At 55.3% G+C, this 25442-nt stretch carries 28 protein-coding genes; 3 read left to right on the top strand and 25 right to left on the bottom strand.

Annotation, left to right across the window (positions count from 1 at the left end):
• Positions 1 to 2: 2 nt before the first annotated feature.
• The 10 genes from JD108_RS11570 to JD108_RS11525 form a co-directional block, all read right to left on the bottom strand.
• On the bottom strand, positions 3 to 782 hold the full coding sequence (locus JD108_RS11570) for an ABC transporter ATP-binding protein (protein WP_198826247.1): 780 nt from the start codon (positions 780 to 782) through the stop codon (positions 3 to 5).
• Positions 779 to 1825 (bottom strand): FecCD family ABC transporter permease, encoded by a 1047-nt coding sequence (locus tag JD108_RS11565; protein ID WP_198826246.1) that lies wholly within the window; start codon positions 1823 to 1825, stop codon positions 779 to 781. Before JD108_RS11565 ends, JD108_RS11570 begins: the two co-directional genes overlap by 4 nt.
• 1 nt (position 1826) lies before the next feature.
• Positions 1827 to 2828, bottom strand: coding sequence for an ABC transporter substrate-binding protein (locus tag JD108_RS11560; protein WP_198826245.1), 1002 nt, complete (start codon positions 2826 to 2828; stop codon positions 1827 to 1829).
• Positions 2829 to 2995: 167 nt separating this feature from the next.
• Positions 2996 to 3970 (bottom strand): 5-oxoprolinase subunit C family protein, encoded by a 975-nt coding sequence (locus tag JD108_RS11555; protein WP_198826244.1) that lies wholly within the window; start codon positions 3968 to 3970, stop codon positions 2996 to 2998.
• Between the two features lies 1 nt (position 3971).
• A complete protein-coding gene (locus JD108_RS11550) occupies positions 3972 to 4859 on the bottom strand; it encodes a 5-oxoprolinase subunit B family protein (RefSeq protein ID WP_198826243.1) in 888 nt (295 codons plus the stop codon).
• Positions 4860 to 4872: 13 nt separating this feature from the next.
• Positions 4873 to 5139: a helix-turn-helix domain-containing protein gene (locus tag JD108_RS11545; protein ID WP_198826242.1), complete on the bottom strand. Its 267-nt coding sequence runs from the start codon at positions 5137 to 5139 to the stop codon at positions 4873 to 4875.
• Complete coding sequence (locus tag JD108_RS11540; RefSeq protein ID WP_228728121.1) at positions 5118 to 6200, bottom strand: xanthine dehydrogenase family protein molybdopterin-binding subunit; 1083 nt, start codon at positions 6198 to 6200, stop codon at positions 5118 to 5120. The genes JD108_RS11545 and JD108_RS11540 overlap by 22 nt, the downstream gene beginning before the upstream one ends.
• 2 nt (positions 6201 to 6202) lie before the next feature.
• Positions 6203 to 6730 (bottom strand): (2Fe-2S)-binding protein, encoded by a 528-nt coding sequence (locus JD108_RS11535; RefSeq protein ID WP_198826241.1) that lies wholly within the window; start codon positions 6728 to 6730, stop codon positions 6203 to 6205.
• A gap of 12 nt (positions 6731 to 6742) precedes the next feature.
• Positions 6743 to 7180 (bottom strand): SRPBCC family protein, encoded by a 438-nt coding sequence (locus JD108_RS11530; protein WP_228728120.1) that lies wholly within the window; start codon positions 7178 to 7180, stop codon positions 6743 to 6745.
• A 301-nt stretch (positions 7181 to 7481) separates the two neighbouring features.
• Positions 7482 to 8060, bottom strand: coding sequence for a TVP38/TMEM64 family protein (locus JD108_RS11525; protein WP_198826240.1), 579 nt, complete (start codon positions 8058 to 8060; stop codon positions 7482 to 7484).
• Positions 8061 to 8321: 261 nt separating this feature from the next.
• Here JD108_RS11525 and JD108_RS11520 point away from each other — a divergent pair, with 261 nt between their 5' ends.
• Positions 8322 to 8660 carry a histidine triad nucleotide-binding protein gene (locus JD108_RS11520; RefSeq protein WP_198826239.1) on the top strand — a complete coding sequence of 113 codons (339 nt, stop codon included), beginning with the start codon at positions 8322 to 8324 and terminating at the stop codon, positions 8658 to 8660.
• Positions 8661 to 8796: 136 nt separating this feature from the next.
• Here JD108_RS11520 and JD108_RS11515 read toward each other — a convergent pair whose 3' ends face one another.
• Positions 8797 to 9780, bottom strand: coding sequence for a YpdA family putative bacillithiol disulfide reductase (locus JD108_RS11515; RefSeq protein ID WP_198826238.1), 984 nt, complete (start codon positions 9778 to 9780; stop codon positions 8797 to 8799).
• Positions 9781 to 10019: 239 nt separating this feature from the next.
• Between JD108_RS11515 and JD108_RS11510 the strand changes: the two genes are divergently transcribed.
• Positions 10020 to 11624 (top strand): S-layer homology domain-containing protein, encoded by a 1605-nt coding sequence (locus tag JD108_RS11510; protein ID WP_198826237.1) that lies wholly within the window; start codon positions 10020 to 10022, stop codon positions 11622 to 11624.
• 164 nt (positions 11625 to 11788) lie between these two features.
• Here the strand turns inward: JD108_RS11510 and JD108_RS11505 are convergent, their stop codons facing one another.
• The 5 genes from JD108_RS11505 to JD108_RS22310 form a co-directional block, all read right to left on the bottom strand.
• Entirely contained in the window at positions 11789 to 12751 is a 963-nt protein-coding gene (locus tag JD108_RS11505) for an L-threonine 3-dehydrogenase (protein WP_198826236.1), read from the bottom strand.
• Positions 12748 to 13941, bottom strand: coding sequence for a glycine C-acetyltransferase (locus tag JD108_RS11500; protein ID WP_198826235.1), 1194 nt, complete (start codon positions 13939 to 13941; stop codon positions 12748 to 12750). Before JD108_RS11500 ends, JD108_RS11505 begins: the two co-directional genes overlap by 4 nt.
• Positions 13942 to 14295: 354 nt before the next feature.
• Positions 14296 to 14670 carry a (2Fe-2S) ferredoxin domain-containing protein gene (locus tag JD108_RS11495; protein WP_198826234.1) on the bottom strand — a complete coding sequence of 125 codons (375 nt, stop codon included), beginning with the start codon at positions 14668 to 14670 and terminating at the stop codon, positions 14296 to 14298.
• A gap of 91 nt (positions 14671 to 14761) precedes the next feature.
• On the bottom strand, positions 14762 to 15454 hold the full coding sequence (locus tag JD108_RS22315; RefSeq protein ID WP_228728119.1) for a S8 family serine peptidase: 693 nt from the start codon (positions 15452 to 15454) through the stop codon (positions 14762 to 14764).
• Positions 15455 to 15481: 27 nt separating this feature from the next.
• A complete protein-coding gene (locus tag JD108_RS22310) occupies positions 15482 to 15880 on the bottom strand; it encodes a S8 family serine peptidase (RefSeq protein ID WP_228728118.1) in 399 nt (132 codons plus the stop codon).
• 186 nt (positions 15881 to 16066) lie between these two features.
• On the opposite strand from JD108_RS22310, the gene xerS reads away from it, so the two are divergent.
• A complete protein-coding gene (gene xerS, locus JD108_RS11485) occupies positions 16067 to 17179 on the top strand; it encodes a tyrosine recombinase XerS (RefSeq protein ID WP_198829927.1) in 1113 nt (370 codons plus the stop codon).
• 31 nt (positions 17180 to 17210) lie between these two features.
• Here xerS and JD108_RS11480 read toward each other — a convergent pair whose 3' ends face one another.
• The 9 genes from JD108_RS11480 to JD108_RS11440 all read right to left on the bottom strand — a co-directional run bounded on the left by JD108_RS11480 (position 17211) and on the right by JD108_RS11440 (position 25364).
• Entirely contained in the window at positions 17211 to 17975 is a 765-nt protein-coding gene (locus JD108_RS11480; protein ID WP_228728389.1) for a transglycosylase domain-containing protein, read from the bottom strand.
• Positions 17976 to 18153: 178 nt separating this feature from the next.
• Positions 18154 to 19734, bottom strand: coding sequence for an acetate--CoA ligase (locus JD108_RS11475; protein ID WP_198829926.1), 1581 nt, complete (start codon positions 19732 to 19734; stop codon positions 18154 to 18156).
• A 99-nt stretch (positions 19735 to 19833) separates the two neighbouring features.
• Positions 19834 to 20547, bottom strand: coding sequence for a hypothetical protein (locus JD108_RS11470; protein ID WP_198829925.1), 714 nt, complete (start codon positions 20545 to 20547; stop codon positions 19834 to 19836).
• Positions 20547 to 21083, bottom strand: a complete 537-nt coding sequence (locus tag JD108_RS11465; RefSeq protein WP_198829924.1) for a TlpA family protein disulfide reductase — start codon at positions 21081 to 21083, stop codon at positions 20547 to 20549. The genes JD108_RS11470 and JD108_RS11465 overlap by 1 nt, the downstream gene beginning before the upstream one ends.
• 168 nt (positions 21084 to 21251) lie before the next feature.
• Complete coding sequence (locus JD108_RS11460) at positions 21252 to 22181, bottom strand: C40 family peptidase (RefSeq protein WP_198829923.1); 930 nt, start codon at positions 22179 to 22181, stop codon at positions 21252 to 21254.
• Between the two features lie 260 nt (positions 22182 to 22441).
• A complete protein-coding gene (locus JD108_RS11455) occupies positions 22442 to 23068 on the bottom strand; it encodes a fumarylacetoacetate hydrolase family protein (RefSeq protein WP_198829922.1) in 627 nt (208 codons plus the stop codon).
• A 57-nt stretch (positions 23069 to 23125) separates the two neighbouring features.
• Complete coding sequence (locus JD108_RS11450) at positions 23126 to 23668, bottom strand: hypothetical protein (RefSeq protein ID WP_198829921.1); 543 nt, start codon at positions 23666 to 23668, stop codon at positions 23126 to 23128.
• Positions 23669 to 23821: 153 nt separating this feature from the next.
• The gene (locus JD108_RS11445) at positions 23822 to 24568 is read right to left on the bottom strand and encodes a VanW family protein (RefSeq protein WP_228728388.1); all 747 of its coding nucleotides are present in this window, start codon (positions 24566 to 24568) and stop codon (positions 23822 to 23824) included.
• Positions 24569 to 24737: 169 nt separating this feature from the next.
• Positions 24738 to 25364, bottom strand: a complete 627-nt coding sequence (locus JD108_RS11440) for a DsbA family oxidoreductase (protein WP_198829920.1) — start codon at positions 25362 to 25364, stop codon at positions 24738 to 24740.
• Positions 25365 to 25442 lie beyond the last annotated feature (78 nt).

Raw genomic sequence — 25442 nt, 5'->3', positions numbered from 1 at the left:
CTCTATTCCCGCTGAGACCGCAGCATGATTTGCGGCAACTCGTGCACGGGATGATCCAGCACAATCGGCTCGATCCCATAGACGTCTTTGATCAATTCAGCCCGCAAGATTTCTTCAGGGACGCCCACTCCGATCTGGCGGCCTTTGTTCAAGAGAAGAATCCGGTCGCAGTAGAGTGAGGCCAGATTCAGGTCATGCAGGACCGCAATCACGGTTGTCTGTCGCGTCCGTTGCCAGCGGTGGACGGTATCCAGCAGCTGAATTTGGTAGCCGATATCGAGATAGGTCGTCGGCTCATCCAAAAGAAGCAGCCGGGGCTGCTGAGCCAGTACTTTGGCCAGAGCGACACGCTGCTTTTCTCCGCCGCTCAGCTTTTCCAGCGTGCGATCCTGCAAGTCGTCGAGCCGCAGTGTCCGCAGGATGTCATCAATCATGTCCGAGGAATCCGCTTTCTCCGTACCGAGCCAGCTCTGGTAGGGATATCTGCCCATCTCCACCACCTCCCGGACGCGAAAGCCGACTGGAGGCAGGGGCTCTTGCTGAAGGACGGCCAGCCACGTAGCCAGATCCTTCCGCTTGTACTGCGAAACGAGCTTCTCCTGCAGCCAGATCTGCCCGTCACCCCAGGATTCTACCCCGGAGAGCAGCTTGAGCAGGGTGGACTTTCCGCTTCCGTTGGGGCCGATTATGCCGAAGAATTCGCCCGGCTCTACGGAGAAGTTCAGACTGCTCAGAACAGAGCGGCCATTGTAGTTTTTAGATACATCCACGACCCGGATCACATCGCTTCCCCCTTACCCGAACGCTGTTTTTTCTTCAACAGATACGCGAAGAAAGGCGTTCCCAGAAAAGCTGTCACGACTCCCAAAGGGATTTCGGTCGGACTTAGCACGGTTCGTGCCAGCGTGTCCGCCCAGAGCACGTAGATCCCTCCGTACAGGGCGGACAGCGGCAGCAGCAGCCGGTAGTCCGGACCCGCCATCAGCCTGACGAGATGCGGGACGACCAGTCCGACAAATCCGATAATGCCCGACACGGATACCGCTACAGCCGTGAGCAGGGTGGAGACGGACAGGACGGCGATTTTGGTCTGGTCGACCTCGATCCCCAGGTGGGCTGCCTGCCTCTCCCCCAAGGCAAATACATTCATCGTCCGGCTATAGCCCATGAGAATCACAAGACCCAGGAGCAAGGCCGGCAAAAGGACCATGGTAAAGGGCAAGCCCCGAAAAGCCAGACTGCCCATCAGCCAAAAGAGGATCTCATTGACGACCTGGTCTGAGAGGGACACCAGCAGCGAGACGATCGATCCCAGAAAAGCCTGGGCCACCACCCCGGACAAGATCAAGGTCTCGATATGTATGTTCCCTTGGTTGTTGGCCAGCCGGATCACCATCCAGAGACTCAGCAGGCCGGTCCCGAAGGCCGCCAGCGGTACGCTCCACTGCCCAAGCAAAGCATACTGGAAGCCGAACAGGATCATAAGCGACGCGCCCACTGCCGAGCCGGAGGCGACTCCCAGGGTATATGGATCCGCCAGAGGATTGCGCATGATTCCCTGGAAGCCAGCGCCCGCCAACGAAAGACAAGCGCCGACCAAAATGGCCAGGAGCACGCGCGGAAAACGGACCTTCAGCACGATCTGTTCTGCTGACTGCGGCCAGTCGGCTGACACCAGCATCCCCACGCCGGGAATCTGGTGCAGCAGAATGCCCCACACCTGCGACAGCGGCAGGTCTGCCGAGCCGAGAGAGAGACTCGTCCCTACAGACAGAAAGAGGAGAGCCATCCCGGCTCCTCCAAATAGAAAAAAACGCATTTTCATTTTATTTCATCCGTTCCGGGTAGACGGCTTTGGCCATTTCGTACAATCCTTGTGTAATCCGCGGGCCTGGACGAGACAGCACATTGTGGTCCAGACCGAACACTTGATTTTCCTCAATCGCTTTGATCTTGTCCCAACCATTGCGCTTGCGAATCATCTGGTCCAGACTCTCCCCCGTTTTATCGTCGGTGAAGCCTTTTGCATACAGGATCACATCCGGGTCTTCCTGGAGGATTTTCTCTTCGCTGATCGGATTCCACCCTTCGGTATCGGCAGCGATATTGATTCCGCCCGCCATCGTAATCAGCTCATCGAGAAATTCCCCTTTGCCGACCGTCCAGCCAGCAGAAAACTCCAAATAGACTTTCTTCTTTTCCTCCGGTTTCAGGGTCTGGACAGCTTCGGTGACCTTCGTGATGTCCGCTTTCATCTTCGCGACCAAGTCTTCCGCCTGCTGATTGCGGTCGGTAATTTGTCCGATCAGCAAAATATTGTCCATGATGTCGTCGACGACCTTGGGTTGAAACGTAATCACCTTCAGGTCGAGAGCACGCAGTTTCTCGACGACCTCATTTTTCATCGAAATGCCGCCGATGACCAGGTCAGGCGCATGCGAAATGATCGCTTCTTCATTGGGCGTAACGACGCCGCCGACTTTCGGCTTTGCTTTCGCTTCTTCTGGGTAGTCATCGTAATCGGAGACGGCCACCACCTTGTCACCGAGGCCGAGCGCAAACAGCATCTCGGTCTCTGCCGGCGACGTGGAGACGATCCTCTCCGGCGCTGCTTCAAACGTAATCTCTTGACCTGTTGCATCTTTTATCGTGATCGGATAGCTGGTCGCCTTTGCGCTCGATTCCGCAGATGGCGGCGGAGCGGCGGGGCTGCTCGCTTCTGTTTGCGGCGCTGGTTCTGCTGGTTGGGCGGTTTGACTGGTGCCACCGCAGCCTGCAAGTCCGATGACGAGCACCAAACAGAACAGGAAAAACATCATGCGTCTCATACCATTCTTCTTCCCTTCTGACAAATGTGCAAGCGAAAAGACCCTTTGTCTCCGCGGGGAAACACAGGGCCCACTTCATTTGGATGCCTCTCATTATATCATTGCCACCGGGAAAAAAGAAGCGGACGCGGCTGCTAGACTTGCAGCACGCAGGCACCCCCCAGGCGTCAGCGCAGCAGTTCCTGCACGGCTTGCACCTTCCGTTTTTTATTCATGCGCGCCTCAATCGCCTGATCGACGGTGACGGAGATAAACCGGGTTTTGGTGTTGGGCCGGGACTGGGCGATCAGGTCCAGATCCGCGTGAATCGCTGTTCCGATCGTGACGAAGCCGCCACCTGTCGTCGCATCGCGAAGCAGCAGAATCAGCTCCTTTTCATTGGGCACCATAATCGCCCCGATCGGATAGACGATGTCTACCACATTGGAAGAATTGTCGCCCGCTCCAAAAGCCGGTTCGGTCGGTTTGAAGGTAACCGTGGCGCCCGTGTACCGGTACGCGATATTGTTTGACTCCAGACCCACCTGCCATTCCGAATTGAGAAACGCCCGCAGGCCCTCGTCGCTCAGCCGATAGCTGGAAAGACCGACGACCATGCGGATATCGACAGAGGTAGAAAAAGGAGGAAGGTATTCGTCCGGGATCCGTTTGCCCACCTGCTGGAATACGCCTGGCAGCGGCTCTCCGATCTGCACCTCGTCGCCCGCCTGCAGCTTCCTGCCCTGATAGCCGCCCAGCTGGCTCAGTACATACGTGGATTTGCAGCCGAGCACGTCCGGCACCTGGATCCCGCCCGATACGCAGAGGTACGTCTTGACGCCGCTCGTGGTCATGCGAAAAGAGAGGACATCCCCTTCTTTCACCAGAAGCGACTCCCACATCGGCACGATCTCCGCGTTCAGTTTTGCTTCGCAGGGCGCGCCCGTGATGGCGATCACTGTTTTTTTGCGAAATTCGATCACGGGTCCGAGCAGCGTGATTTCCAGAGCCGCATAGTCTTGGGGATTGCCGAGCAGGAGATTGCCGAGCACATACGAATACTTGTCGGCAGCACCGGAGGGAGGCACCCCGAGGTGGTAGTATTCCTTTCGCCCCATGTCCTGCACCAGTGTCTGCAAGCCGCCGTCGATGATATACAGCATCTCAAAAATCCTCCATCAATTGTCTGATATACTGATCGCGCATGGCGAAATACTCTTCGGGGGAAAAGTCAACGTACTTCATCCGGTACCGGTAGCGGCCCTCCTCCACTTCCGATAAAATCCGGTGGTACTCCCCTTCGTCAACGGGGCGGTGCTTCCAGATGTCCCCCGGCCTCGCCAAAAAGAAGGAATCGCGCAGATCCTCCAGCCTCCCCGTCTGATCGAAAACGGAAACGGCCGACATGCCGATGAGCTGATAGCTCCCAGGAGCGGACAGCGGATAGATCACCGTGAAGGCTCCTCCCAGACCGACCGCCCTGCCTGGCGTGTCCGTGCGGGGGCTGGCGTATTTGGGCGTCTGGATGATCTCCTCCCGCCGCAGCCCCAGCGGATACTCCCAGGCGGTTCCCGGGATGAAGCCCATCATGGAAATCAGGTAGGGACTCCGCGAGTGCGCCTCGATAAAGGCTTCTTTGTCCCGGTAGCCGTTGAGCCGCATCACTAGTTCAAAATTGCTGTCGAAGCCGTGATCGATATTCCGCTCCTGAAACCGTTTTCCATACTCGCGGGTGATCGGGTCGTCGTACCAGATCGGGATCTCGACGATGCGCACCTCCAGATTTAACGCCGAGGGATTGCTTTTGGTCATGTCGATCTCTTTTAAATAATCGAGCAGCGTCGATGCGGAGATCACCTCCGGGTCAAAGCGGATCAGATACGAGGAATTGGACGGACAGATATCCAGGATACCGGGGATCTGGCGCTTTCGCAGCTCGCTCGTGATCGCCAGCGCCTTAAAATTGCTCTCTTCGCTCATATCGCGTGAAATCTCGGCAAATATGTATTCGTCTCCGCCAAAATCAAAGCGGGTCTCCGGCAGCATAAACATCGCCATTCCTCCTTCAGGGAAGAAGTTTTTGCATTCTCCTGCTCAGCGTAGCCGGACTGACGCCCAGAACTTGCGCGGCTCTGGCCGCCGTCCCGTACTTTTGCAAGGCCATTTGAATCAGCTGTGCCTCTACCTCCTCGATGGCGTCCCTGAGCGGGACAATTTCCCGGATGATCGGCTTTTTGTCCATCTCTTGCGGCTTGCGGTCATAGAGATTGCCGAGCACGTCGCGCGCGCCGATCTGGTCCCCCCTCGCCGTTACGACCAGTCGCTCCACCATGTTTTGCAGCTCCCTGACATTGCCTGGCCAATATGCGGGATCTGGTAGGCCCCCGGCACCATGAGGCCAAAGTCGATCGTCGGACAGCCCGCTCCGAAGGTAGACAGATAGGCGCCGAGATTGGCCGTGTTCTTCACCCGGATCGCAGTGAAGATGCCGTCCCGCGTCCCTGCCAGCTCCACCTCGATCACTTCATCTCTGGCGTGGGTAGTCGCCATAAAATGCTCCCTGCGCTCCTCCACCCACTTCACAGGCCGCTGCAGATCTCGTGCAGCGTGAGCGACGACCGCCTCCTCGGTGTAGGTCGCGATCTTGGCGCCGAAGCCCCCGCCTACATCGGGTGCGACGATGCGCAGCTTGCTCTCCGGAATCCCCAGCACATCCGCGTAAATCATCCGGTGGATGTGCGGATTCTGCGAGGTGCACCAGATCGTCATTTCCCCGCCGCCCGGATTGTACTGCGCCACAGCCGCTCTGGTTTCCATCGGATTGGGAATGACCCGCTGGTTGTAAAGCCGCTGCCGGACGACCACTTCCGCCTGTTCGAATACTTCGTCCGGGATGTCCCCGGCTTTCCACAGGAGGGCGAGGTTTCGCGGCACATCGTCATGAAGCTGGGGCGCGCCGTCTTCCAGCGCTTTTTCCTGATGCGTCACCGCTGGCAGCTCCTCGTAATCCACTTCGATCAAATCAAGCGCGTCCCGGGCTATGTACCGATCCTCCGCGATGACGACCGCTACCGCCTCGCCTGCATACAATACCTTTTCCCCGGCCAGCGGGCTCCTGTCTTTGGCCTTGAGGTCAGCGCCAGGCACATACCACATCGTCGGCACAGGCTTCACTTTTCCGTGCAAATCCGCTGCCGTATACACAGCGGCTACGCCGGGGAGCTGCCTAGCCTTTTCCACGTCGATGCCCTTGATTTTGGCATGGGCAAACGGACTGCGCAGAAAAGCCGCGTGCAGCATGCCGGGCAGCTTGATGTCGTCGGTAAATTTCCCGTTACCGGTGAGCAGGCGCGGGTCCTCTTTTCGTTTTACAGGGGTTCCGATGATGGACATGCTTATTCACCCTCCCCGACTGATACTGACTGGGCAGCCTCGGCGCTCTCCGCCGATTTCGCCATTTCACTGGCTGCATGCATCACGGCATCGACGATGAACTGATAGCCCGTACAGCGGCAGATGACACCCTCCAGCGATTCACGCACCTCTGCTTCTGTGGGGCTGGCATTCTCCTGCAGCAGGCCGGCCATCGCCATCATCACACCCGGCGTGCAGAAACCGCACTGCAGCCCGTGCTTCTCCCAAAAGCCTTGCTGGATCGGATGCAGACGCTCCATATTTCCCAAGCCTTCCACTGTCAGAACCTCGGCGCCGTCAGCCTGGACGGCCAACATCGTGCAGGACTTGACCGCGCGGCCGTTGACCATGACAGTACAGGCACCGCATTGACTGGTGTCGCAGCCGATGTGCGTCCCCGTCAAATTGAGCTTCTCTCTCAGAAAGTGGACCAGAAGCAGGCGGGGTTCCACCTCAGCTTCTCTTGCCACCTCATTTACCGTCAGTGCGATTTTGCATGTACGGTTCATTGAGACACCCCCTCATCCTTCTTTTGATTGCGAGTGAGAAAACAAGAGCCCCATCTCTTTTTCCGCCGCTTTGAAAAACTGTCCCATCACCAGCTTGGCTACGCCATTCATGACCCGCTGTCCGACCGATGCAAGCATCCCCGACACCTGCACTTCCGCCGCGCAGTCGAGCCGCACGCCGTCTCCCTCTGGAGAGAGCCGCATGTCGGCTACCGCGTCGATCTCTCCCGGCCCTCCTTTGCCTTTGACCAGCAAGCGGTAAAAGACAGGCTCCTCTTGATCCTCCTGCCTGACCTCACAGGTGAAGACCCCTTTCACCGGACCGACACTCAGGCCCATTTCCGCGTGGTACAGCTGATCAGCCACACGTGAGAAGGATTGGCAGCCCGGAATGGCCTTTTTCAACACCCCCTCGTCCTGCATTCCTCTCCAAACAGTGTCGAGCGGCAAACGAAACTGATGTGTGTACGAGATTTTCAGGCAAGCTCTCCCCTTTCAATCCTGTGTCGTATTCCCTGCAAAATCTCTGTGCAAGCCATGCAGGTCTTTCCCCAGACGCATCGCAAGTATTGTGCCAGACAAGATTCGTCGGAATAATGAGACGATTCAGGCCGCAAGCCCTCGATTTTCTTTCAGTTTTGAACGGCATGCTTTCATTTTTGAAAGATGCGCAAAACAAATACGCCGGCAAAGGCAGGGAGCCTTCACCAGCGTCATGCAAAACTGAAAGGGGACTTAATACTGCTGCTGACTAGACCTCTTCTTTTTTCTCCGTCCATTTGAACAGCACCAGCACACCCGCCGCCAGCAGGACGGCAATGATCAACCGGTACTTGTTTTCTGACAGAAAGACCAGGTCATGTCCAATAAAGGTTTCCAGCACCAGCGACGGCGTCTTGCCTATGACCGTCGCGAGAAAGAAATCGCCGAACGGAATGCGGGCAAAGGATGCCCCCACGTTGACGACCCCCGAAGGTATCAGGGGATTGATCCGCAAGAGAATCAACGTCAGCAAGCGGCGTGATCTGCTCATCTCGGCGAGCCTTTTGAACAAGCGCGTATCGCTTACCTTCTGCAGCTTCGCCGAACGGGATATTCCCCAGCGGTACAGGAGAAACGACACCGTCGCTCCCAGTATTTCGCCCGCGAGCGAGATGAGAAATCCTCCCCACAGCCCAAACACGACGGCATTGGCCGCCGACAGGAACAGGGAAGGCAGGAAACCGGCCACACTGATCAGAACATTGATCAGCAAGCTGGCGACAATTGCGAGAACTCCCCACGATCGTATCCACTCCGAAGTGGATACCACTAACTCCGACCCAATCACTGAAATACAGCCCTCCCGTATGGAAACAGCATAAAAAGCCCGGATGACCGCTTCGACCGGCCGCCCGGTTTGAAAAAGTGGCGGCAGAGCTAGACTAATTCCAATGGCTCTCTAAAAGAGTACCAGAAAAACGGGAAAAAGGGAGCAGCGAAATTCCATTTCGCACACAAATGGCGAAGAAGAACCACGCGGGCAAAAGGAAAAAGATGTTTCTCTGCCGAAGTATTCTGGGTTCAGCAAAACGAAAGGAAGGAAACGAACATGGATTGCATTTTTTGTAAAATCGTAAAGGGCGAGCTGCCGGCAAACAAGGTATACGAGGATGAGCACGTAGTCGCCTTCCACGACATCAACCCGATCGCACCGGTGCACGTCCTGACCATCCCGAAAAAGCACATCACCTCTGTCTTGGACATCAAGCCCGAAGACAAGGAATTGATCGGCCATCTCCACCTCTCCCTGCAAAAGGTAGCGGCAGAAGTCGGCGTAGACGAGACGGGCTTCCGCGTGATCACCAATACGGGCGTACACGGACAACAAGCCGTTTTCCACATCCATTACCACCTGATCGGCGGCCGCCAATTGGAGTGGAAGATGTAGCTGTTCTCTCCAAAGAAAAAGACAATGCTCCCCGCTCCGTCGAGCGCGGCATTGTCTTTTTTTGCTTCGTATCCTTTGGCACTTTCCGTAAGCGAATGCAGCCGTGAGCGTTTAGCGTGCAGCCCGGAGCCGCCGCTTACTCTGCCGATCCCATGGACTGGGCGATATGCTCGGCAATCAGCTTGCCGTGGTCCCGTCCATTTTCGATAAAGATGGCATTGGCGTGCTCCCCGGAAGCGATGACGCCGGCGATGTAGAGTCCGGGCACGTTTGTCTCCATGGTGTCCGGATCATGAACCGGTTCCCCGCTGTGCGGATCGGTCTGTGCCCCCAGTGCAGCGAGCATCGCCCGGTCCGGCCGAAAGCCGATCAGGGAAAAGACAAAATCATTGGCAAGGGTCCGCACCTCTCCTCCGACGCGGACGACCAGCTCCCGCTCGCGGATCTCCTGCACTTCCGCCGCGTAAAGCACCTGTATTCTGCCCTTTTCCGCCAAGCTCTCAAAAACCGGCCGGGTCCAGGCTTTCACCCGATCGGAGAGCGTCGGCTTGCGGCAGAGCACCGTCACCTCTGCCCCCGCCCGCTCCAGCTCCATCGCGGCGTCTACCGCCGAATTATTGCCGCCAATCACGGCTACCTTCATGCCCGCATAGGGATGCGCCTCCGTGAAAAACGCGGAAACCTTCTTGAGATTTTCTCCCGGGACATGCAAGCGATTGGGATTGTCGAAGTAGCCCGTCGCGAGGACGAGATACCTGCATCGGTATGTCTGTTCCGCTTGAAACCGGTCCCGCGTCCTGACGAGAAATCCCTCCGCTTCTCTCTCCACGTGAAAAACTTCTTCATACAGGTGGATCCTGAGCTGGTGGCGGGCAGCTACCAGACGGTAATAGTTCAAGGCCTCAGCGCGCGTCGGCTTTTCATTCGGGGTCGAAAACGGAATGTCGCCAATCTCCAAACGCTCCGGCGTACTGTGAAAAATCATGTACGTGGGATAGCGGTAAATTGAATGAACCAATGTCCCCTTTTCAATGACCAGCGGGTCGATTCCCCGTCTCTTCAATTCTACGGCGGCGGCAAGGCCACAAGGCCCCGCTCCGATAATCAATACTTGCTCCATGGTCCCATCCATCCTCTGTTTGTCTATTGGATCTCTCTATCACACAGTACCCCCATGATAACATACCCGCGGCCATTCGCGGACACTCCGCCCGTCCCGAGGGCGCTTCTGGCTGCGCTGGCGGTCCATTTTCATGTCATTTCCAGAAAATGAGGAATGAAAGAGCTTTTTCAATTCTTTACACTAAAAAGAGACATAACCGCAACACAGACAGAAAATACATACGAAAGTGAAGAACCATGAAAAAACAACACCCGATCATGCTTACCTTCTTTTTGTGGGCCTCGTCCCTCTTGTGCCTGACGGTCGGCGTCTCCTCGTCCGACGCGAAGACCGCATCGCTGAAAGACATCGCGGACAGCTACGCCCGGGCTGAGATCCAATCGCTCTATCAGGCGGGGATCGTCCTCGGCGATGCAGACGGGTATTATCACCCCAAGCAGCCGGTGACCCGCGCGGAATTCGTCGCCATGCTCACCCGCACCTGGGGACTTTTGCCTGTCAAGAGTCAGTATCCGGCCTATGTCGATGTGCCGAAAAGCTCTTGGGCATACGGGCCTGTACAAGCCGCGGTTTCGCTCGGCATCGCCAACGGCACAACGGCCACGACATTTTCGCCAAACCGCACCATCTCGCGTCAGGAGGCAGCCGCCCTGCTGATCAGGGCCTTGCAGGACGAGCCTGCGCAGCCGCACTCGCTGCCGCTGCATGACGCCCGTGACGTCGCCGGATGGGCGCGCCCGTATGTACATGAGGTCATCCGCCAAAAAATACTGGTCGGTTATCAGGGGTATTTTCGCCCAAACGCCGCTCTGTCCCGGGAAGAGACAGCCGTGATCCTCAGCCGCTTGAAGACAAAGGCGGGACAAGGCGCATCCGCCAAGCAGCCGATCATCCTCGGCTGGCAATACCAGACCAGCACCCAGGAATTTATTGATTTGATCAAAGATTCGCCGGTCAATACGCTGTCGCCGCGCTGGTATTACCTGCAGGCGGATGGCTCTGTCTCGGACCACACCGATGCGGCCATCGTCCGCTGGGCGCATCAGAACGGCAGAAAGGTATGGGCGCTGTTTGGCAACCGCTTTGACGCCAAAGCGACGCACGAGATGCTCACATCTCCCGCCAAACGGGCCGCCGTCATCGCTCAACTGGAAGAGTTCAGCGTCAAATACCAATGGGATGGAGTCAACGTCGATTTTGAGAATATCAAGCCGGAAGACCGCTATTCCTTTACGCTTTTTGTCAAAGAGCTGACGGCCGCGCTGCATAAAAAAGGCCTGAAAGTATCGGTCGATGTTCCGCCGGATTCCCAGTCCGATTGGAGTGCTCCCTACGATTACGTCCAGTTGGGCAAAATCGCCGACTACATCGTATTGATGGGGTATGAGGAGCACTGGAGCGGCGGTCCTGCGGCCGGTTCCGTCTCTTCCGTTCCCTGGCTCGTGAAGGCGTCCGATCATTTGCTGTCTCTCGTACCGCCGCAAAAATTCATAACCGGGCTTCCGCTCTATACGCGCGACTGGTACCGGGAAAATGGCACGCTGCTGTCCAGAGACCTGCTCATCCTGGAATCGTATCGGCTGCTTGCGCAAACCAAGCCAACACTGAAATGGGATCCAGCCGTTTCCCAATACAAGGCGGTCTATGCGAAAAACGGGATCACGCATTCGCTCTGGCTGGAAGAAAGCCGATCGATCGGAGCCAAGCTGCGCGCCAGCATGGATCAGCCGATCGCCGGATTTGCTTTTTGGTACGTCGGAGAACCCTTGCCGGATGTGTGGAATGTCATTTCCAATGCGTGGACTCTCCATAAGTGGAAAATGAGGGGAACATCCTCGTAGCGATCTGTGAAAACGCGGCTTCGCCAGCGGCATGGTGCTGGGCGAAGCCGCGTTGCGCTATATCCCATTGTTCCTAAAAAAAAACAAGCCTGGGTCAAAGCAGGCTTGTTTTTTTATCCGCGGCGACTGTTCCGCTTCTCTCAGCTGATTTTTTGCAGCTTCTCTCAGCTGATTTTTTGCAGCAGCTTCCCTTTGAGCTGCGTAAGCATGTCGGCCGTCATTTTGTCCAGGTCATACTCTGCTTCAAAGCCCCATTCTTCTTTGGCGGCCGTCGGGTCGATGGAGTTCGGCCAGCTTTCGGCGATCGCCTGGCGAACTGGATCGACATCATATTGCAGCGTAAACGAGGGAATATGCTTTTGAATGGCCCGTGCCACATCCTCCGGCTCGATGCTCATGGCCGTCACATTGAAGGCATTGCGATGCTTCAAGCGGGACGGGTCTGCCTCCATCAATTTGATGATCGCTTGCAGAGCATCCGGCATGTACATCATATCCATGTATGTTCCTTTGGCGATGTACGAAGTGTACGTCCCGTCCAGGATCGCTTTGTAATAGATTTCGACGGCATAGTCGGTCGTGCCCCCGCCGGGTGGGGTGACGTAGGAAATCAGCCCAGGGAAGCGGACTCCCCGCGTATCGACGCCGAATTTATGGTAGTAGTAATCGCACAGAAGCTCACCCGCTACTTTGTTCACGCCGTACATCGTCGTCGGACGCTGGATGGTGTCCTGCGGTGTCTGATCTTTTGGCGTGCTGGGACCAAATGCCCCGATAGAGCTTGGCGTGAAGAACTGGCATCCCAGCTCGCGGGAGACTTCGAGCGCATTCACGAGTCCGCCCATGTTCAAGTTCCAGGCCAGGAGCGGTTTGGCTTCTGCCGTCGCGGAGAGCAGTGCCGCCAAATGCATGAACGTATCGACCTGATGCTTTTTGGCGATCTCGTACATCGCTTTGGCATCGGTTACATCCAGGAGTTCAAAGGGTCCAGCCTGTACGGTGGGATGGTCTTTCGGCATTCTGATGTCAGTCGCGATCACATTATGCGCGCCGTATACGTCGCGCAGCTTCGCCGTCAATTCGGAACCGATCTGACCCAGTGCACCGGTAATGATGATTTTTTTCATGAAAGAATCCCCATTTCTTTGCCCACTTTTTCATAGATGCGAAGTGCTTCATCCAGCATGTCTTTGGTATGGGCGGCTGTCGGCATATTGCGGACGCGGCCGGTCCCTCTTGGCACGGTCGGGAATACGATGGACTTGGCGTAGACGCCTGCTTCATACAAGCGCTTGCTGAACTCCTGCGTCTTCTGTTCCTCGCCGATGACGCAAGGGGTGATCGGCGTCTCGCTGTTTCCGATGTCAAAGCCGAGTTCCTTCAAGCCTTTTTTCAGGTAATGGCCGTTCTCCCAGAGACGGTCATGCAGCTCCGTGCTGCTTTGCAGAATATCGATGGCCGTCATGCTTGCAGCAACGTCCGCTGGCGTGAGCGACGTCGAGAACAGGAACGGTCTGCTGCGTACCTTCAGCCAATCAATCAGGTTCTGTCTGCCGGCCACATACCCGCCGACTACCCCGATCGCTTTGGACAGGGTGCCGATCTGGAAGTCGATTTTATCCGAGAGGCCAAAATGCTTCACGGTGCCTGCCCCTTTGCCGAGGACGCCGGAACCATGGGCATCATCGACGTAGGTGATCAGGTCGAATTCTTCGGCCACCTCGACGATTTCCGGCAATTTGGCGATGTCGCCATCCATCGAGAAGACGCCGTCCGTAATCACCATTACTTTTTTGTACTTGCCGGACTCGACGGCCTCTTTTGCTTTGGCGCGGAGATCGTCAATGTCGGAGTGGTTGTAGCGAATGATCTGGGCGCGGGACAGGCGGCAGCCGTCGATGATCGAAGCGTGGTTCAGCTCGTCGGAGAGAATGGCGTCGTCCTTGTCCATCACAGCAGAGATCGCTGCCATATTGCAGTTGAAGCCGGACTGGTAGGCAATCGCCGCTTCTGTCTGCTTGAAGGCGGCCAGCTTTTCCTCGAGCTGGATATGAAGCTCCAGCGTCCCGTTGATCGTGCGGACCGCGCCCGCGCCGACGCCGTATTTCTGGGCGGCTTGCACCGCAGCGTCAATCAGCCGCTGGTCGGTGGCAAGACCCAGGTAGTTATTGGAGGAGAGATTGATCAATTGTTTGCCGGAGATCGTGATGATCGGTCCATTTGCGCTTTGCAGAGGATCAATTACGTTATACAGACCTTTGCTCTTCAGATCGGCCAGGTTTTCTTCCAAAAAGCTCTGCAGTTTTTTGCTTCCCATCGTACATCCTCCCGATATGGTGATTTCAGCAGATTCCTGTGTTTTGCGCTGTAAGCAGCATGTGGCGAGATACATTCACCGAGCACATCTGTCTTTATGGTATGTACACACAAAAGGTGAATATCCCCTATATAACAACCTTTATGATAATATCATATCATTTTATTCAAAAAACGTCCATATGACGTAGACATATTTGGAAGCGTTAACATAGCGGCCTCCTCCCCTATTTACCCTCTCCTTTTTTTGGAAAAGATAGACCTGTCCGCCACCTGCTTTTGTACATAAAATAAACGCAGCCGGTCCCTTTGTTTCGGATCCGGCTGCGCCAAACTTCTCCGCTTGTATCAAGCGTTATTTCTTTTTTTCCGATTTAAAGATTCCTTCTGGCGCTTCGCCCGCCCTTTCAAAACCATTCTCCCCCCGTTGATGGGACACATGGCCTGGCAATGGCTCTCCGCCAACCAGCTGCTTTAACACAAATTCACGTGCCAGCTGGGGAGTCATTTTTCGGTACCAAATGCCTTCGGGATAGACGATCACCACGCAGGAATCCTCACAGCGTCCGTTGCACATCGTTTTGGTCGTGTGCACCTGATCGTCCAACCCAGCATCCGTGATCGCGGCGCGGATGGCTTTGGTCAGCTCCTCCGCTCCTTCCCGCGTGCAGCTTCCACCATTGCAAAGAAAAACATGCTGTTTGGTGCGTGATAAGTTCCAGGTAGACATTTTTCCCCCTCCTCTCCCTCTCTGTCTAGCCAAACAGAAACAAAACCTGAATGTTCATTGTAGCAATCTTCTTCTCTCTTGTCAGGAGAATTCAATCCCGGTGGCTTCGTTCCGTGCAAAGCACAACCCAATCATCATATAGAATGAACGAACGTTGACGATACGGGTACGCAAAAAAAGAGACCGCTGAATTGAAAGCGGCCTCCCTCTCCGGGTTACGATCGGACGGCTCTGGATGCATTGACCCGTCCATAGAGCCAATAGACGCCGGTGCCTGCCACCGGGTCAGACGTGGACAGGATGGCATTTCTGCGAGCAATCCCGCCAAGCCGGCCACATGCGGAGCCGCCATTGAAGTACCGCTTAGATACGCGTAGTATCCGCCCGGATAGGTGGACAAGATGTTTTCGCCCGGAGCAGCCACCTCCACCCACTGCCCGTAGTTGGAGAAGCCGGACTTTTGGTCCCGCTCATTCGTCGAAGCGACGGCAATGACATTGGCGTAGGCGGCCGGATAGTTGAGCCGGGAAGTTCCCTCGTTTCCGGCGGCTGCCACAATAACCGCCCCCCGGCTCCACGCGTACTGAATGGCTGATTCCAGCGTAGAGGATGAGACTGGTGCTCCCAGACTCAGATTGATGACCTGGGCTCCCCGCTGTGCTGCATAGACGATGCCTCTCGCCACATTGGCCAGATCACCGCTCCCCGAGTTATCCAATACGCGTACCGGCAGGATGGAAGCCAGCGGTGCCATCCCCGCGATCCCGATCCCGTTATTGGTCACGGCTGCGGACCGCGGGGTTGCTCTGGGTCACATCCCATGCGGACGGCGCCTGGATGCGCTGTGGTCCATACTGATAAGACGCGAAAAAGGGGTCATTGGGCGTAACCGATGCCGAAACGAAAAGAGATAGTTCGGTTCGGCGAATTCGACTTCAGGCAAATCCCGGTAGGTATTCAGCATCTTCCTCATTTTTCGCTTGGAGCGAATCTTGTGAATACCCAGCTCCTCATCACAGCCTGCCGACCAGCATTTGGCTCGACGGTGGATGCTGTCCATCTGCTCTGGACCGACACCCTCCTTAAATTTGACGATCAATTCATTGGGCACATGATCGTGCCATTTTTCATCCTCTCTCTTTTCCCGGTACCAATACAAGAGGTACGCAACGGCAAGACCGGCGAACGCAAGTCCCGTCCATAGCCACATAACCATTCCTCCCTTTTTGCAGGATTACTATGGTTTATGCAAGGAGAGAGTGATAGGAAAGACCCGCATCGAAATCACCTCTCGACGCAAACGAACAAATATTCCCAATTCCTTTGAAGGTATGATAGAATATATGTTCGTCTTCTATCATGGATTGAAAGAGTACGTAGAGGAGGGTTTTCACAGATGTCTGTGATCAAGAAACGGGATTCCATCCAACTGCTGCAGCTCGTTCCCACGTTTCCCTGGTACGTGGAAAAGTTTGTCGAGCATAAAAAGAGCAAAAAAAATTCCCCCTCGACCTTGCTGGGGTATTTGCGCGACTTTTCTTTTTTCTTTCGCTGGTTGATGGCAGAAGGCCTGACCAGCGCGCGGGAGATGAAGGAGATTCCGCTGGAAACACTGAATGAGCTAAAAAAGGAGACGGTGGAGAGCTACATCCTCTATCTGCAAGAATCTCATCTGTTTGAACGTTCCGGTCTCCTGCAAAAACCGACGCGCAGCGCGCGGCGGGAATACAGCGACCGGACGATTCAGCGGAAGATCTCCAGTCTAAAATCGCTGTTCACCTACCTGTCCGCCATCGCCGAGGATGAACAGGGAGAATCTTACCTGACTCGCAATGTGATGGCCAAAATCGAACTGGACACGGAAGAAGCCACTCCCCTGGCGAGAGCCCATGCCATCCGCGCGAAAATCCTGATCGACGAGCAGATTCACCAGTTTGTCGACTTCGTCTACGACGGCTATCTGGCTCACTGCGATACCGTCAAAAAGCGCCGCTACCATGAGCAGAACCGGGATCGCGACACAGCGCTGATCGCCCTAATTCTCTCCGGCGGCTTTCGCGTATCGGAAATCGTCAATCTGGATTTGTCCGACGTGGTCTTGGAAAAAAACCAATTAAAAATGATACGGAAAGGAAAGAAAGAGGACGCCCCGTTTTTTAGCGACTGGGGAAAAGTTTATCTACAGCGATATCTGGCGGTCCGCCACCGCTATCAGCCGGCGGAATCCGAACAGGCTGTCTTTCTCGCGGTCTCTCCATCCAAGCCGCATGGGCATCGCATCGAAGTGCGCTCCGTGCAAAAGCTGGTGAAAAAATACGCGCAGGCGTTTGGCATTCCCGATTTATCCGTGCACAAGCTGCGGCATAGCTTTGCCACCCAGTTTCTACGCCTCAATCCGGACGCTCATCAGCTGCAGGCGCAGCTCGGCCATTCCAAAATCGAGACGACGATGCAATATGCCCACGTCCTGGAAGACGCGCTGAGCAAGGCTGTCAACCGAACCACTTGAAAGGACAAGGGTACAGGCATGAGGCGAAAGCCTAGCTCCCGCTCGGGTTCATTTTTTGTCCGCGCAGCAGGATCGGCTCACGCAAAGCCCGCTCCCGGTCGGCATCCGTCAGGATTTCGAGTTGGGCCATTCTGTCCAGCACCAGCTCCTGCCTCTGCCGAGCCTTTTGCGAATGCTTGATCGGCGAATAGGACTCCGGCGCTTTGGGGAGGGAGGCCAGGAGAGCGGATTCTCCCACCGTCAACGTCCGCAGGCCATCAGGGTTGCCTTTGCCGAAATAATACTGCGCCGCATGGCCGATGCCATATTGCCCATGCCCGTAGTAAATCGCATTGAGATACAGCTCCAGCAGCTCGCGCTTGCTGTATTTGCGCTCGAGCGCCAGCGCGATCGCCATCTCCTTTCCTTTGCGGATGATGGTCTTGTCATGGGTCAAAAACAGGTTGCGGGCCAATTGCATAGTGATCGTACTGCCTCCTTGCTGATACGAGCCGGACCTGATATCGATCCAAATCGCTCGGGCCAGCGCGGCAAGATCCACACCGTCATGCTGCATAAAGCGGTGGTCTTCAATCGCCACGAAAGCCTTCCACAAGTGCGGCGGCATCTGCTCGATGGGAATGTAGGCGCTGTTTTCGCTTCGCAGCGTATTGATTTTAGACTCGTCGATCCAGCTGCTGCCAGCCTGCGCCATCAGAACTGGGAGCAGATAAGTAAAGATGATCATCGTCAGCGAGATCGCGATCAGCCATTTTTTCCAGACGGCTTGATTCGGGTAAGCAGCTCTCGGATTCACGCGGGTTCCTCCTTTGCTCGCATCTTATCTCCATGATAAGCAGCAGCGAGGGAGGCTCCTATCGAATCCGCTTACAGCCGGCTTACAACTTCGTAATCTTTCGCTTCAGATGATAAAAAGCCCCAGATAAAATGAAAAAAGCCCGGCTAATGACCGGGCTTTCCATGAGCCGCTGCGGCTAGGAATGGGATTTTTGTTTTTCCTGTTGGCGAAGCTCGACGCGCCTGATTTTTCCGGAGGTCGTTTTGGGCAGTTCCGCCACGAACTCTACCTTGCGCGGATATTTGTAAGGGGCCGTCATCCGCTTGACATGATCCTGCAGTTCACGCACCAACTCCTCAGAGGGCTGCATGCCTTGCTGCAGCACGACAAAGGCTTTGACCACCTGGCCCCGCTCCGGATCCGGACTGGCCACCGCCGCGCATTCGGCTACGGCCGGATGCTTCACCAGCGCATCCTCTACCTCGAAGGGTCCGATCGTGTAGCCACCGGAGATAATAATGTCGTCCGCCCTGCCCTCAAACCAGATGTACCCTTCTTCGTCCATCCGCCCCTGGTCGCCCGTCACGTACCAGTTGCCGCGAAACGCTCTCTCGGTCCGCTCTGGATCATCCAGATAACCGCGGAACAGCGCGATCATGTCCCGATCGATGGCGATGTCGCCCACTTCTCCCTGCGGCAGTTCCGCCCCTTCCTCGTCGATAATGGCGACGCGCACCACAGGAGATGGCCTGCCCATCGATCCCGGCTTTGGCTCCATGCCTACAAAGGTGCCCACGAGCAGCGTATTTTCCGTCTGTCCGTATCCATCCCGAACGGTCAGGCCGTATACGCGCCGGAATGTGTCGATGACCTCCCGATTCAGCGGTTCTCCTGCAGAACACGCGCTGCGCAGCGCTTGCAGCGCATACTTTTCCAGACCCGGCACTTTGGCCATCAAACGGTATTCCGTAGGAGTCGCGCACAGGACGGTGATCGGGTAGTTTTGCAGCAGCGTTAGATAGGTATCGGGATCAAAACGGCCTTTATAAACTAAGGCAGTCGCTCCCATCCCTAGAGTAGAGACAAACGGACTCCAGATCCATTTTGCCCAGCCTGGTCCCGCCGTGGCCCAGACCAGATCGCCTTCCTGTACATCGAGCCAGAGCTTGGCGGCTACCGCCAGATGGGCAAAAGGCCAGCCGTGCACATGCATGACCCCCTTGGGTCCTCCGGTCGTCCCCGACGTGTAGGACAGAAACGCCAATTCGTCTGCCTTGGTATCTGCACAGCGGTAGTCGTCCGACTGATCGTCCAACAATTCAGACAACGATATCCAGCCGTCCGCCAGCTGTCCGATCGTTATGAACCGGGACAGAGAAGGCGACGCGGACCGTATCTGATCGACTTCATCCCGGATGGCATCGAAACCGATAATCGCTTTGGCTTGGGCATGGTTGGCGCGGTACTCGATATCCTTGCTCCGCAGCATCTCTGATCCAGGCATGACGACTGCCCCGATTTTCAGCAAGCCCAGATAGATGGCATAAGCCTCTACGCCGCGCGGCACCAGCACGAGTACGCGATCCCCGGCGCCAATGCCGAGTGACTCAAGTCCGTTGGCCACACGATTGGAGTGACGGCGCAGTTCTTCGTAGGTGAGTACCCTTTCTTCTCCCTCTGCATTGACTTCCCAGATAGCGCGTCGCTGGGGATGAAGATCGGCCCAGCGATCCACCTGTGCGGCAAAATTATAGCGTTCCGGCAATTGCAGCTGCATGCATACTCCCCCTATTTCCAACAAGGTATAGAAAGTAAGATTCTCTGTCGTTGCTCATTTTCCCTGTTCAGACTGATGGATATTCTGCCCACAGACGGCCTATTCCCGTTTCCTGAGGAAAAGCCAGGCTCCCAGATATACGGCCACAAGCCCCGCCTCCTCACGATAAGACAGCAGCCCGGATGGGATTCGGTCTGCCGCGGAGAGAGTAATGTGGATGATGGTCCAAAATCCGAGACCGATGAGAAGGATGCCGATTCTCTCCCTCTTGGAAAAGGATGCGCGCCAACGAGGAAACGTAAGCAGCAGAAGCATCGCCAAGAGCACGGCAGCCTCCAGCAGATGCAGCGGGAAGTAATAGACCCCTTGCAGTTCCAAGCCCCAGCCAGCCGTTTCGATTCCGTACCCTTTGATCAACAAGGCCTGTGCCAAAGCCCAAAACGCGACGGCCGCAAGCAGCCATTCCCCTACCGCCGGCTTTAGCCATTTGCCGCGCAGAGCCTGCACGAAGAACAACAACGCTCCTCCGGCTGCTCCGGCTTCGAGTCCAAAGGCACCGCCACTGTAGAGGAGCCAGCGCGACGGCTCCCGTATCACCTCAAATCCCCCCTCCAGGATCGGCCACAGCTTGTACAGAACGAGGGCGAGCAGGATTGAGTTGCCCCCTGCCTGCAAAAAGGCGGAGCTCCCTGACTTGTCGGCCTCGACGCGTTTGAGCCATGGCGGAAATAGCAAGAGCGCTAACAAAACAGACAGGAGATCGGCAGAAAAATGAAGCGGGCCAAATGCCAGCATCGTCCCTGGTTCCAGCATCAAAAACTCTCCTTTTGCAGCATGGGTCGGACCACTCGTTCAAACTCCTCTATGGTGAGGGGACCTATTTTTTTGAACAGGATTTGGCCGCGTGGGTCGATAATAAAACTCGTAGGCATCGCGATAATCTGATACTCCTTGCTGATCGTGCCCTGCGGATCGACCAGCACCGGATATTTCACCTGATAGAAAGAGACAAAATCCCTCGCTGCCTCTTCAGAATCATTGTACGTGGTATGGATGCCCAGAAAAGAGACAGCGTCTCCGTAGCGCTCATGCAAGGCCGTCAGATCAGGCATCTCTGCCTTGCACGGCGGGCACCAGCTGGCCCAAAAATTGAGGAATACCGGCTTGCCCTGGAGCTGCGAGAGTGCGATCTCTTGTCCATCCAGAGATGTTCCGAGAAAAGCGGGAGCCTGATAGCGCACGTCCGGCTTGGCAATTCCCTCTGTATTGCCATCCTGCTTCCCTGTCCCGACGACGAGATAGGTCGCCGTGAGGATAATCGCGAACACGAAGAGGAAACGGATATTCATCGAAGACAAACACCTCCTGATGACACGATGCACGTCACAACCACCATTTGTCAATAAATTCGGTGTAACAAAGTTTTTTCGCTGTCCGTCATACGTAACAAGAAAGTGGGCCGACGGCAAAAAAATCAGACTCTCAGGCGGCATGCCTAAGAGTCTGATGGACCCATTTTATTCCGGAATGACCCGTTTTACCTTTACGACACGACGCTCCCAGTTGGTATCAAAGAACTTGGAGTATGTAACGCCGGGTTTGCCGTAGGTATGCAGGATTTTTCCATTTCCGGCGTAGATGGCGACATGCGTGATCCGGTCAGAAGAAGTTTTGACCGATGCTTTCATAAAGATCAGATCGCCTTTTTTCAGGTTTTTCAGCGAGACTGTTTTTCCCACCGTAGACTGCTGGCGGGAATCGCGCGGAAGCTCGATCCCTGCTTCTTTGAAGACGCGCTGGGTAAAGGACGAGCAGTCAAAGGTTTTTGTCGTGTTTTTGCTCGAACCGAATTTGTACGGGGTCCCCATATACTTCTCCCCGATTTTGATGACCTTGTCGGCGAGCGCCGATGCCTTTGCGTCTTGATCCGGCTTGGAGGAGTCAGGCGTGGTCGGTTTTGCGGCCGACTCCGCAGACAGGTAGCTTCTCGCTCCGAGGAATTTATTCTTGTACGCGGAGTACTTTTTCACGACCACTTCACCTTTGCTTTGCGAAGAGTAGATGAATTGATCGTTCCCCACGTAGATTCCCATGAAGGTCGGCTTCCCATTTCCGCTTGAAGAAAAGAAGACGAGGTCACCCGGTTTGACCGCGGTGCGGCTCACCTTGGTGCCTTTGCTGTACAATTCTGAAATGGTATCCTGAATTTTGATGCCAGCTTGGCCATACACATACGTAGCGAGACCGGCAGAGCCAAAGCTCTTCGGACCTTCTGCCCCATATTTGTAATCTTTTCCTACCAGTGATTTCGTCAGTTTGACAATCTCTTCTGACTTTACGGAATCTTGTGAATAAGCGGCCGCTTGTCCAACTTGACCACCCATTAACAGGGACGTACTCAGCATGACGGCGATAGTCGATTTCATCACCCAATCTCTTTTCGTCACTCTCTTTTCCTCCTTGTTATGTTGTGATCCCGCTAACGGGTACAAGCAAAGGGTACCGCAGGAGGAAACAGGAGGATAAGACCGAAAAATTTACCAACCTGATTTTTGGTAAAATGGCACTAGCCAAAAAAAGGGGCTCACTCTTCGCCAAACTTGGCCTGTGGTTCAGAAGGCCTAGGCCAAAAAGAAAATGGCTGATCGCCCGCAAAAAAACCATCTTCTGCCTGATCATGACAGAAGATGGCTTTCTCCAAGCGGTATTAAGAGAACGTCGCTGTAAATTCTCCCCAAATCTGGTCTCCCCAGAGCAGGGAAAAATGGTCGCCATTTTTGGTCGGGCCGACGCCTTCAGGCGTTCCGGTAAAAATAATATCGCCCGCCCCGAGTCCGAAATGTTCATGCGTGTAGCGGATAATCGTCATCAGGTCAAAGATCATGTTGCGAATATTTCCCCGCTGTGCCTGCTCCCCATTGATGTTCAGGGAAAAATCGGTCTGCTCGCACACAGCCAATCCCGGAAATGGCTGAAACGGCGTGATCACGGCCGAATGGCGAAAGCCTTTTGCCAAAAGCCAGGGGTGGCTATTCTTTTTCAGCTCGCTCTGCACATCGCGCAAGGTAAAGTCAATCCCCAGGGCGATTTTGTCGATCATCTCCTCCAGGCTGGCTCCTTCGGAAAACGGTCTGGCGATATGTATGACGAGCTCCGCTTCGTAATGCACCTCGCCGCGGTTGCCCGGAAGCTCGATCGTCTGCCCATTCGTCAGGGTCAGCGAATGAGTCGGCTTGCCGAACAGCATCGGCACAGTAGGCACGGCATTGCCCAATTCTTCGGCATGAAGTCTGTAATTGCGTCCCACACAGAAAATATTGCGGATGGTTTCCATTCCCTTCTCTCCCCCTGCTCTTCTATTATTGACACTTCTACTATACCACTGATCCTTTCAAGACGGATACAAGTCATTGCCAGATTCTGATTGAATTCCCTTCCAGAGACGGGCATTCCCCATCTGCTCCAGCCTGCTGATCACTTCCCAGACGGAAAGCAGCAGGCCTTCCAAATCTTCCTCTTCGCGAGCCTGCCAGCGAAAACGGTAGGACAGCCGATATGTCTGTTCATCCAGACGGGCTTCGGCCACATCGACATCCCGCACCGTTTGCAACAGCCGGTAGCGCTGAAGCAGCGTCTGGGCGAGCGGAAATAGCCCATCCCATGTGGCGGGATCATAGCGGGAGATCACTTCGATCTGAAACGAAAGCGGGCTCCCTTCCCGCCAAAACACGACGAGATCCTCCTGAAAAAAGCGGACGCCACAAGGCAGCGTATCGCTCAGCGTAAATACCAGGCCGGTCGGCAAATCTGCCGGCTTCAGCGCCTGGATTAACCGCCCCGGCAGCGGATAGGTCCCGTTGCCATCATGCCTGATTTTCTCACCCATCACACGTACGGCGGCTCCCTCGCCTTCCTTTTCCACAGTAACGAACACGGCAATCCCTCCTTTACCAGACAGTATGTGCGGGAGAGCGCTGTCCGAAACGAGCCGGTCGCCCCTTTTGCCAAGGAATGGCCTCGTCCTGGATGCGGGTTATAAAAAAAGACGTGACCAGCTCTTCCTGGTAACACGTCTTTTGAAAAGTGTCTATTTTTTCAGGATCGCAATTACGACATTCGTATCGTCAAAAACTTTGGCTTTGATGGTCAGCGTATGGTCAAATGGGTTGGAGAATCGAAAATCGAGCAAACCATATGCCACAGTGGCGTCCTGTCCGACGGGCACATAGCCGACCGTCTTGCTGTGCGTATGCCGCTCCACGATGGGGAGCTTCGCCTCTTGAACTGCGTTGAAGAGCGTAGAGGAAACCTGGCAGATGCCGCCCCCGTATCCCGCCGTCAACTGGCCGTTCACGATTACATGCGCTTCTTTCCAGTTATCTTCGGCCAGGTTGGAGTTGCCTACCTCTTCATTGTAGGAAAAGATTTCGCCCGGCTTAATTTTTTCGCCGTTAATTTTGCGCATGGCTTTTACTATATTATGCTTCCGGTTATCGGTGCTGCCTTCCATGGAAGTGTAGTAGATGCCCAGGACCTGTTCCTCGTCGACACCCAGTTTTTGAATCAGCTCGTGCCTGTCGTACGCTGGCACGAGTGCCGGTGCTTCGCCTTCGGCTGGCTGCGTCACTGCTGGATTTGCAGGAAGGTTGGCTGGCGCCGGTCCGGTCTCCGGTTGCGTCGGTGCGCCTGGGGATGTCTGTACACCTCCCGGGGCTGGGTGTTGCGGAGCAGCGGGCTCTGCAAGACCTGCGGCATGGGCAAAGGGAGCATGCCAGACGGAAAGCGCGAACGCGGATATGACAGGGATGATCCAGTAACGAGATCGATTGTTCACAGCTTCGTCCTCGCCTTTCTTATCGGAATGTCAGCCGGCTGTGCATACTGCCAGCTGTCTCATAGACAACTGTAACAAGCTGCAACGACTTACTCAATCTGTAAATTTTGGGGAGGATCGTTTTGTCCCATAAAGAAACCGCCTGTCACCAGACGGTTTTGGAAATGCATCAGGGCGTCTCGGCAGCCTGCTGAAACGCTTTGAGAAAATTCTCTACCGGATGGGCACCGGATAAGGCAAATTTGCCGTCGATGATAAAAAAGGGAACACCCGTAATTTGCAGTTCTGCTGCATAGCGCAAATCTTCCTCGATCTCATCCGCTTTTTCCCCGGCTTCGATTTGGCGGCGCGTTTCGTCCGGATCCATCCCATGTTCACCGGCGATTCTGAGCAAAACATCGAGTTGGCCGATGTCTTGCCCATCCTCAAAATAGGCCCGGTACACGGCATCGAGGACCGAGGTCTGTTTATCCGCAGGAGCCAGTTTGATGAGCTGATGAGAGGCAAATGTATGGGGCCACTTTTTTACCTGGTCAAACCGAAAGGGCACTCCAGCCGCCTCACCTGCGTTTGCCGCATGCTGCACCATTTGCCCCACCACGTCCATGCCGCCCTTCATCGCTGCCATCGATTCCCAGAAAGGCAGGCCTTCTTTCGGCGTATCCGGGTTAAGCTGATAGGCGCGATAGCGAATGGTAAGCGGCTGCCCGTCCCACTGCTCAATCGCATCGAATAATTTCTTTTTGCCGATTCGGCACCAAGGACAGATCGTGTCTTGATAAATCTCAATGATCATGAGAAATTGCTCCTTCTGTTCGCTTTTGCTATATTGTACCCCATGCCCACTCCACACTCAAGAAACATGTAAGTTAAT

Source organism: Brevibacillus composti, from assembly GCF_016406105.1.
In the GTDB taxonomy this organism is placed as follows: Bacteria; Bacillota; Bacilli; order Brevibacillales; family Brevibacillaceae; genus Brevibacillus; species Brevibacillus composti.
The sequence above is the reverse complement of the archived record's forward strand: the minus strand, read 5'-3'. Positions and strand labels throughout refer to the sequence as shown.

Excerpts from the sequence above, each read along its gene's own strand:
- JD108_RS11505 (WP_198826236.1), bottom strand. The coding sequence starts at position 12,751 with ATGAAAAAAATCATCATTACCGGTGCACTGGGTCAGATCGGTTCCGAA.
- JD108_RS11475 (WP_198829926.1), bottom strand. The coding sequence starts at position 19,734 with ATGCAGCTGCAATTGCCGGAACGCTATAATTTTGCCGCACAGGTGGAT.
- JD108_RS11535 (WP_198826241.1), bottom strand. The coding sequence starts at position 6,730 with ATGAACCGTACATGCAAAATCGCACTGACGGTAAATGAGGTGGCAAGA.
- JD108_RS11545 (WP_198826242.1), bottom strand. The coding sequence starts at position 5,139 with ATGGTGGAGCGACTGGTCGTAACGGCGAGGGGGGACCAGATCGGCGCG.
- JD108_RS22310 (WP_228728118.1), bottom strand. The coding sequence starts at position 15,880 with ATGTGGCTATGGACGGGACTTGCGTTCGCCGGTCTTGCCGTTGCGTAC.
- JD108_RS11470 (WP_198829925.1), bottom strand. The coding sequence starts at position 20,547 with ATGCTGGAACCAGGGACGATGCTGGCATTTGGCCCGCTTCATTTTTCT.
- JD108_RS11510 (WP_198826237.1), top strand. The coding sequence starts at position 10,020 with ATGAAAAAACAACACCCGATCATGCTTACCTTCTTTTTGTGGGCCTCG.
- JD108_RS11440 (WP_198829920.1), bottom strand. The coding sequence starts at position 25,364 with ATGATCATTGAGATTTATCAAGACACGATCTGTCCTTGGTGCCGAATC.
- xerS (WP_198829927.1), top strand. The coding sequence starts at position 16,067 with ATGTCTGTGATCAAGAAACGGGATTCCATCCAACTGCTGCAGCTCGTT.
- JD108_RS11520 (WP_198826239.1), top strand. The coding sequence starts at position 8,322 with ATGGATTGCATTTTTTGTAAAATCGTAAAGGGCGAGCTGCCGGCAAAC.
- JD108_RS11455 (WP_198829922.1), bottom strand. The coding sequence starts at position 23,068 with ATGGAAACCATCCGCAATATTTTCTGTGTGGGACGCAATTACAGACTT.
- JD108_RS11555 (WP_198826244.1), bottom strand. The coding sequence starts at position 3,970 with ATGCTGTATATCATCGACGGCGGCTTGCAGACACTGGTGCAGGACATG.
- JD108_RS11540 (WP_228728121.1), bottom strand. The coding sequence starts at position 6,200 with ATGTCCATCATCGGAACCCCTGTAAAACGAAAAGAGGACCCGCGCCTG.
- JD108_RS11565 (WP_198826246.1), bottom strand. The coding sequence starts at position 1,825 with ATGAAAATGCGTTTTTTTCTATTTGGAGGAGCCGGGATGGCTCTCCTC.
- JD108_RS11500 (WP_198826235.1), bottom strand. The coding sequence starts at position 13,941 with ATGGGAAGCAAAAAACTGCAGAGCTTTTTGGAAGAAAACCTGGCCGAT.
- JD108_RS11550 (WP_198826243.1), bottom strand. The coding sequence starts at position 4,859 with ATGTTTATGCTGCCGGAGACCCGCTTTGATTTTGGCGGAGACGAATAC.
- JD108_RS11465 (WP_198829924.1), bottom strand. The coding sequence starts at position 21,083 with ATGAATATCCGTTTCCTCTTCGTGTTCGCGATTATCCTCACGGCGACC.
- JD108_RS11495 (WP_198826234.1), bottom strand. The coding sequence starts at position 14,670 with ATGTCTACCTGGAACTTATCACGCACCAAACAGCATGTTTTTCTTTGC.
- JD108_RS11515 (WP_198826238.1), bottom strand. The coding sequence starts at position 9,780 with ATGGAGCAAGTATTGATTATCGGAGCGGGGCCTTGTGGCCTTGCCGCC.
- JD108_RS11560 (WP_198826245.1), bottom strand. The coding sequence starts at position 2,828 with ATGAGACGCATGATGTTTTTCCTGTTCTGTTTGGTGCTCGTCATCGGA.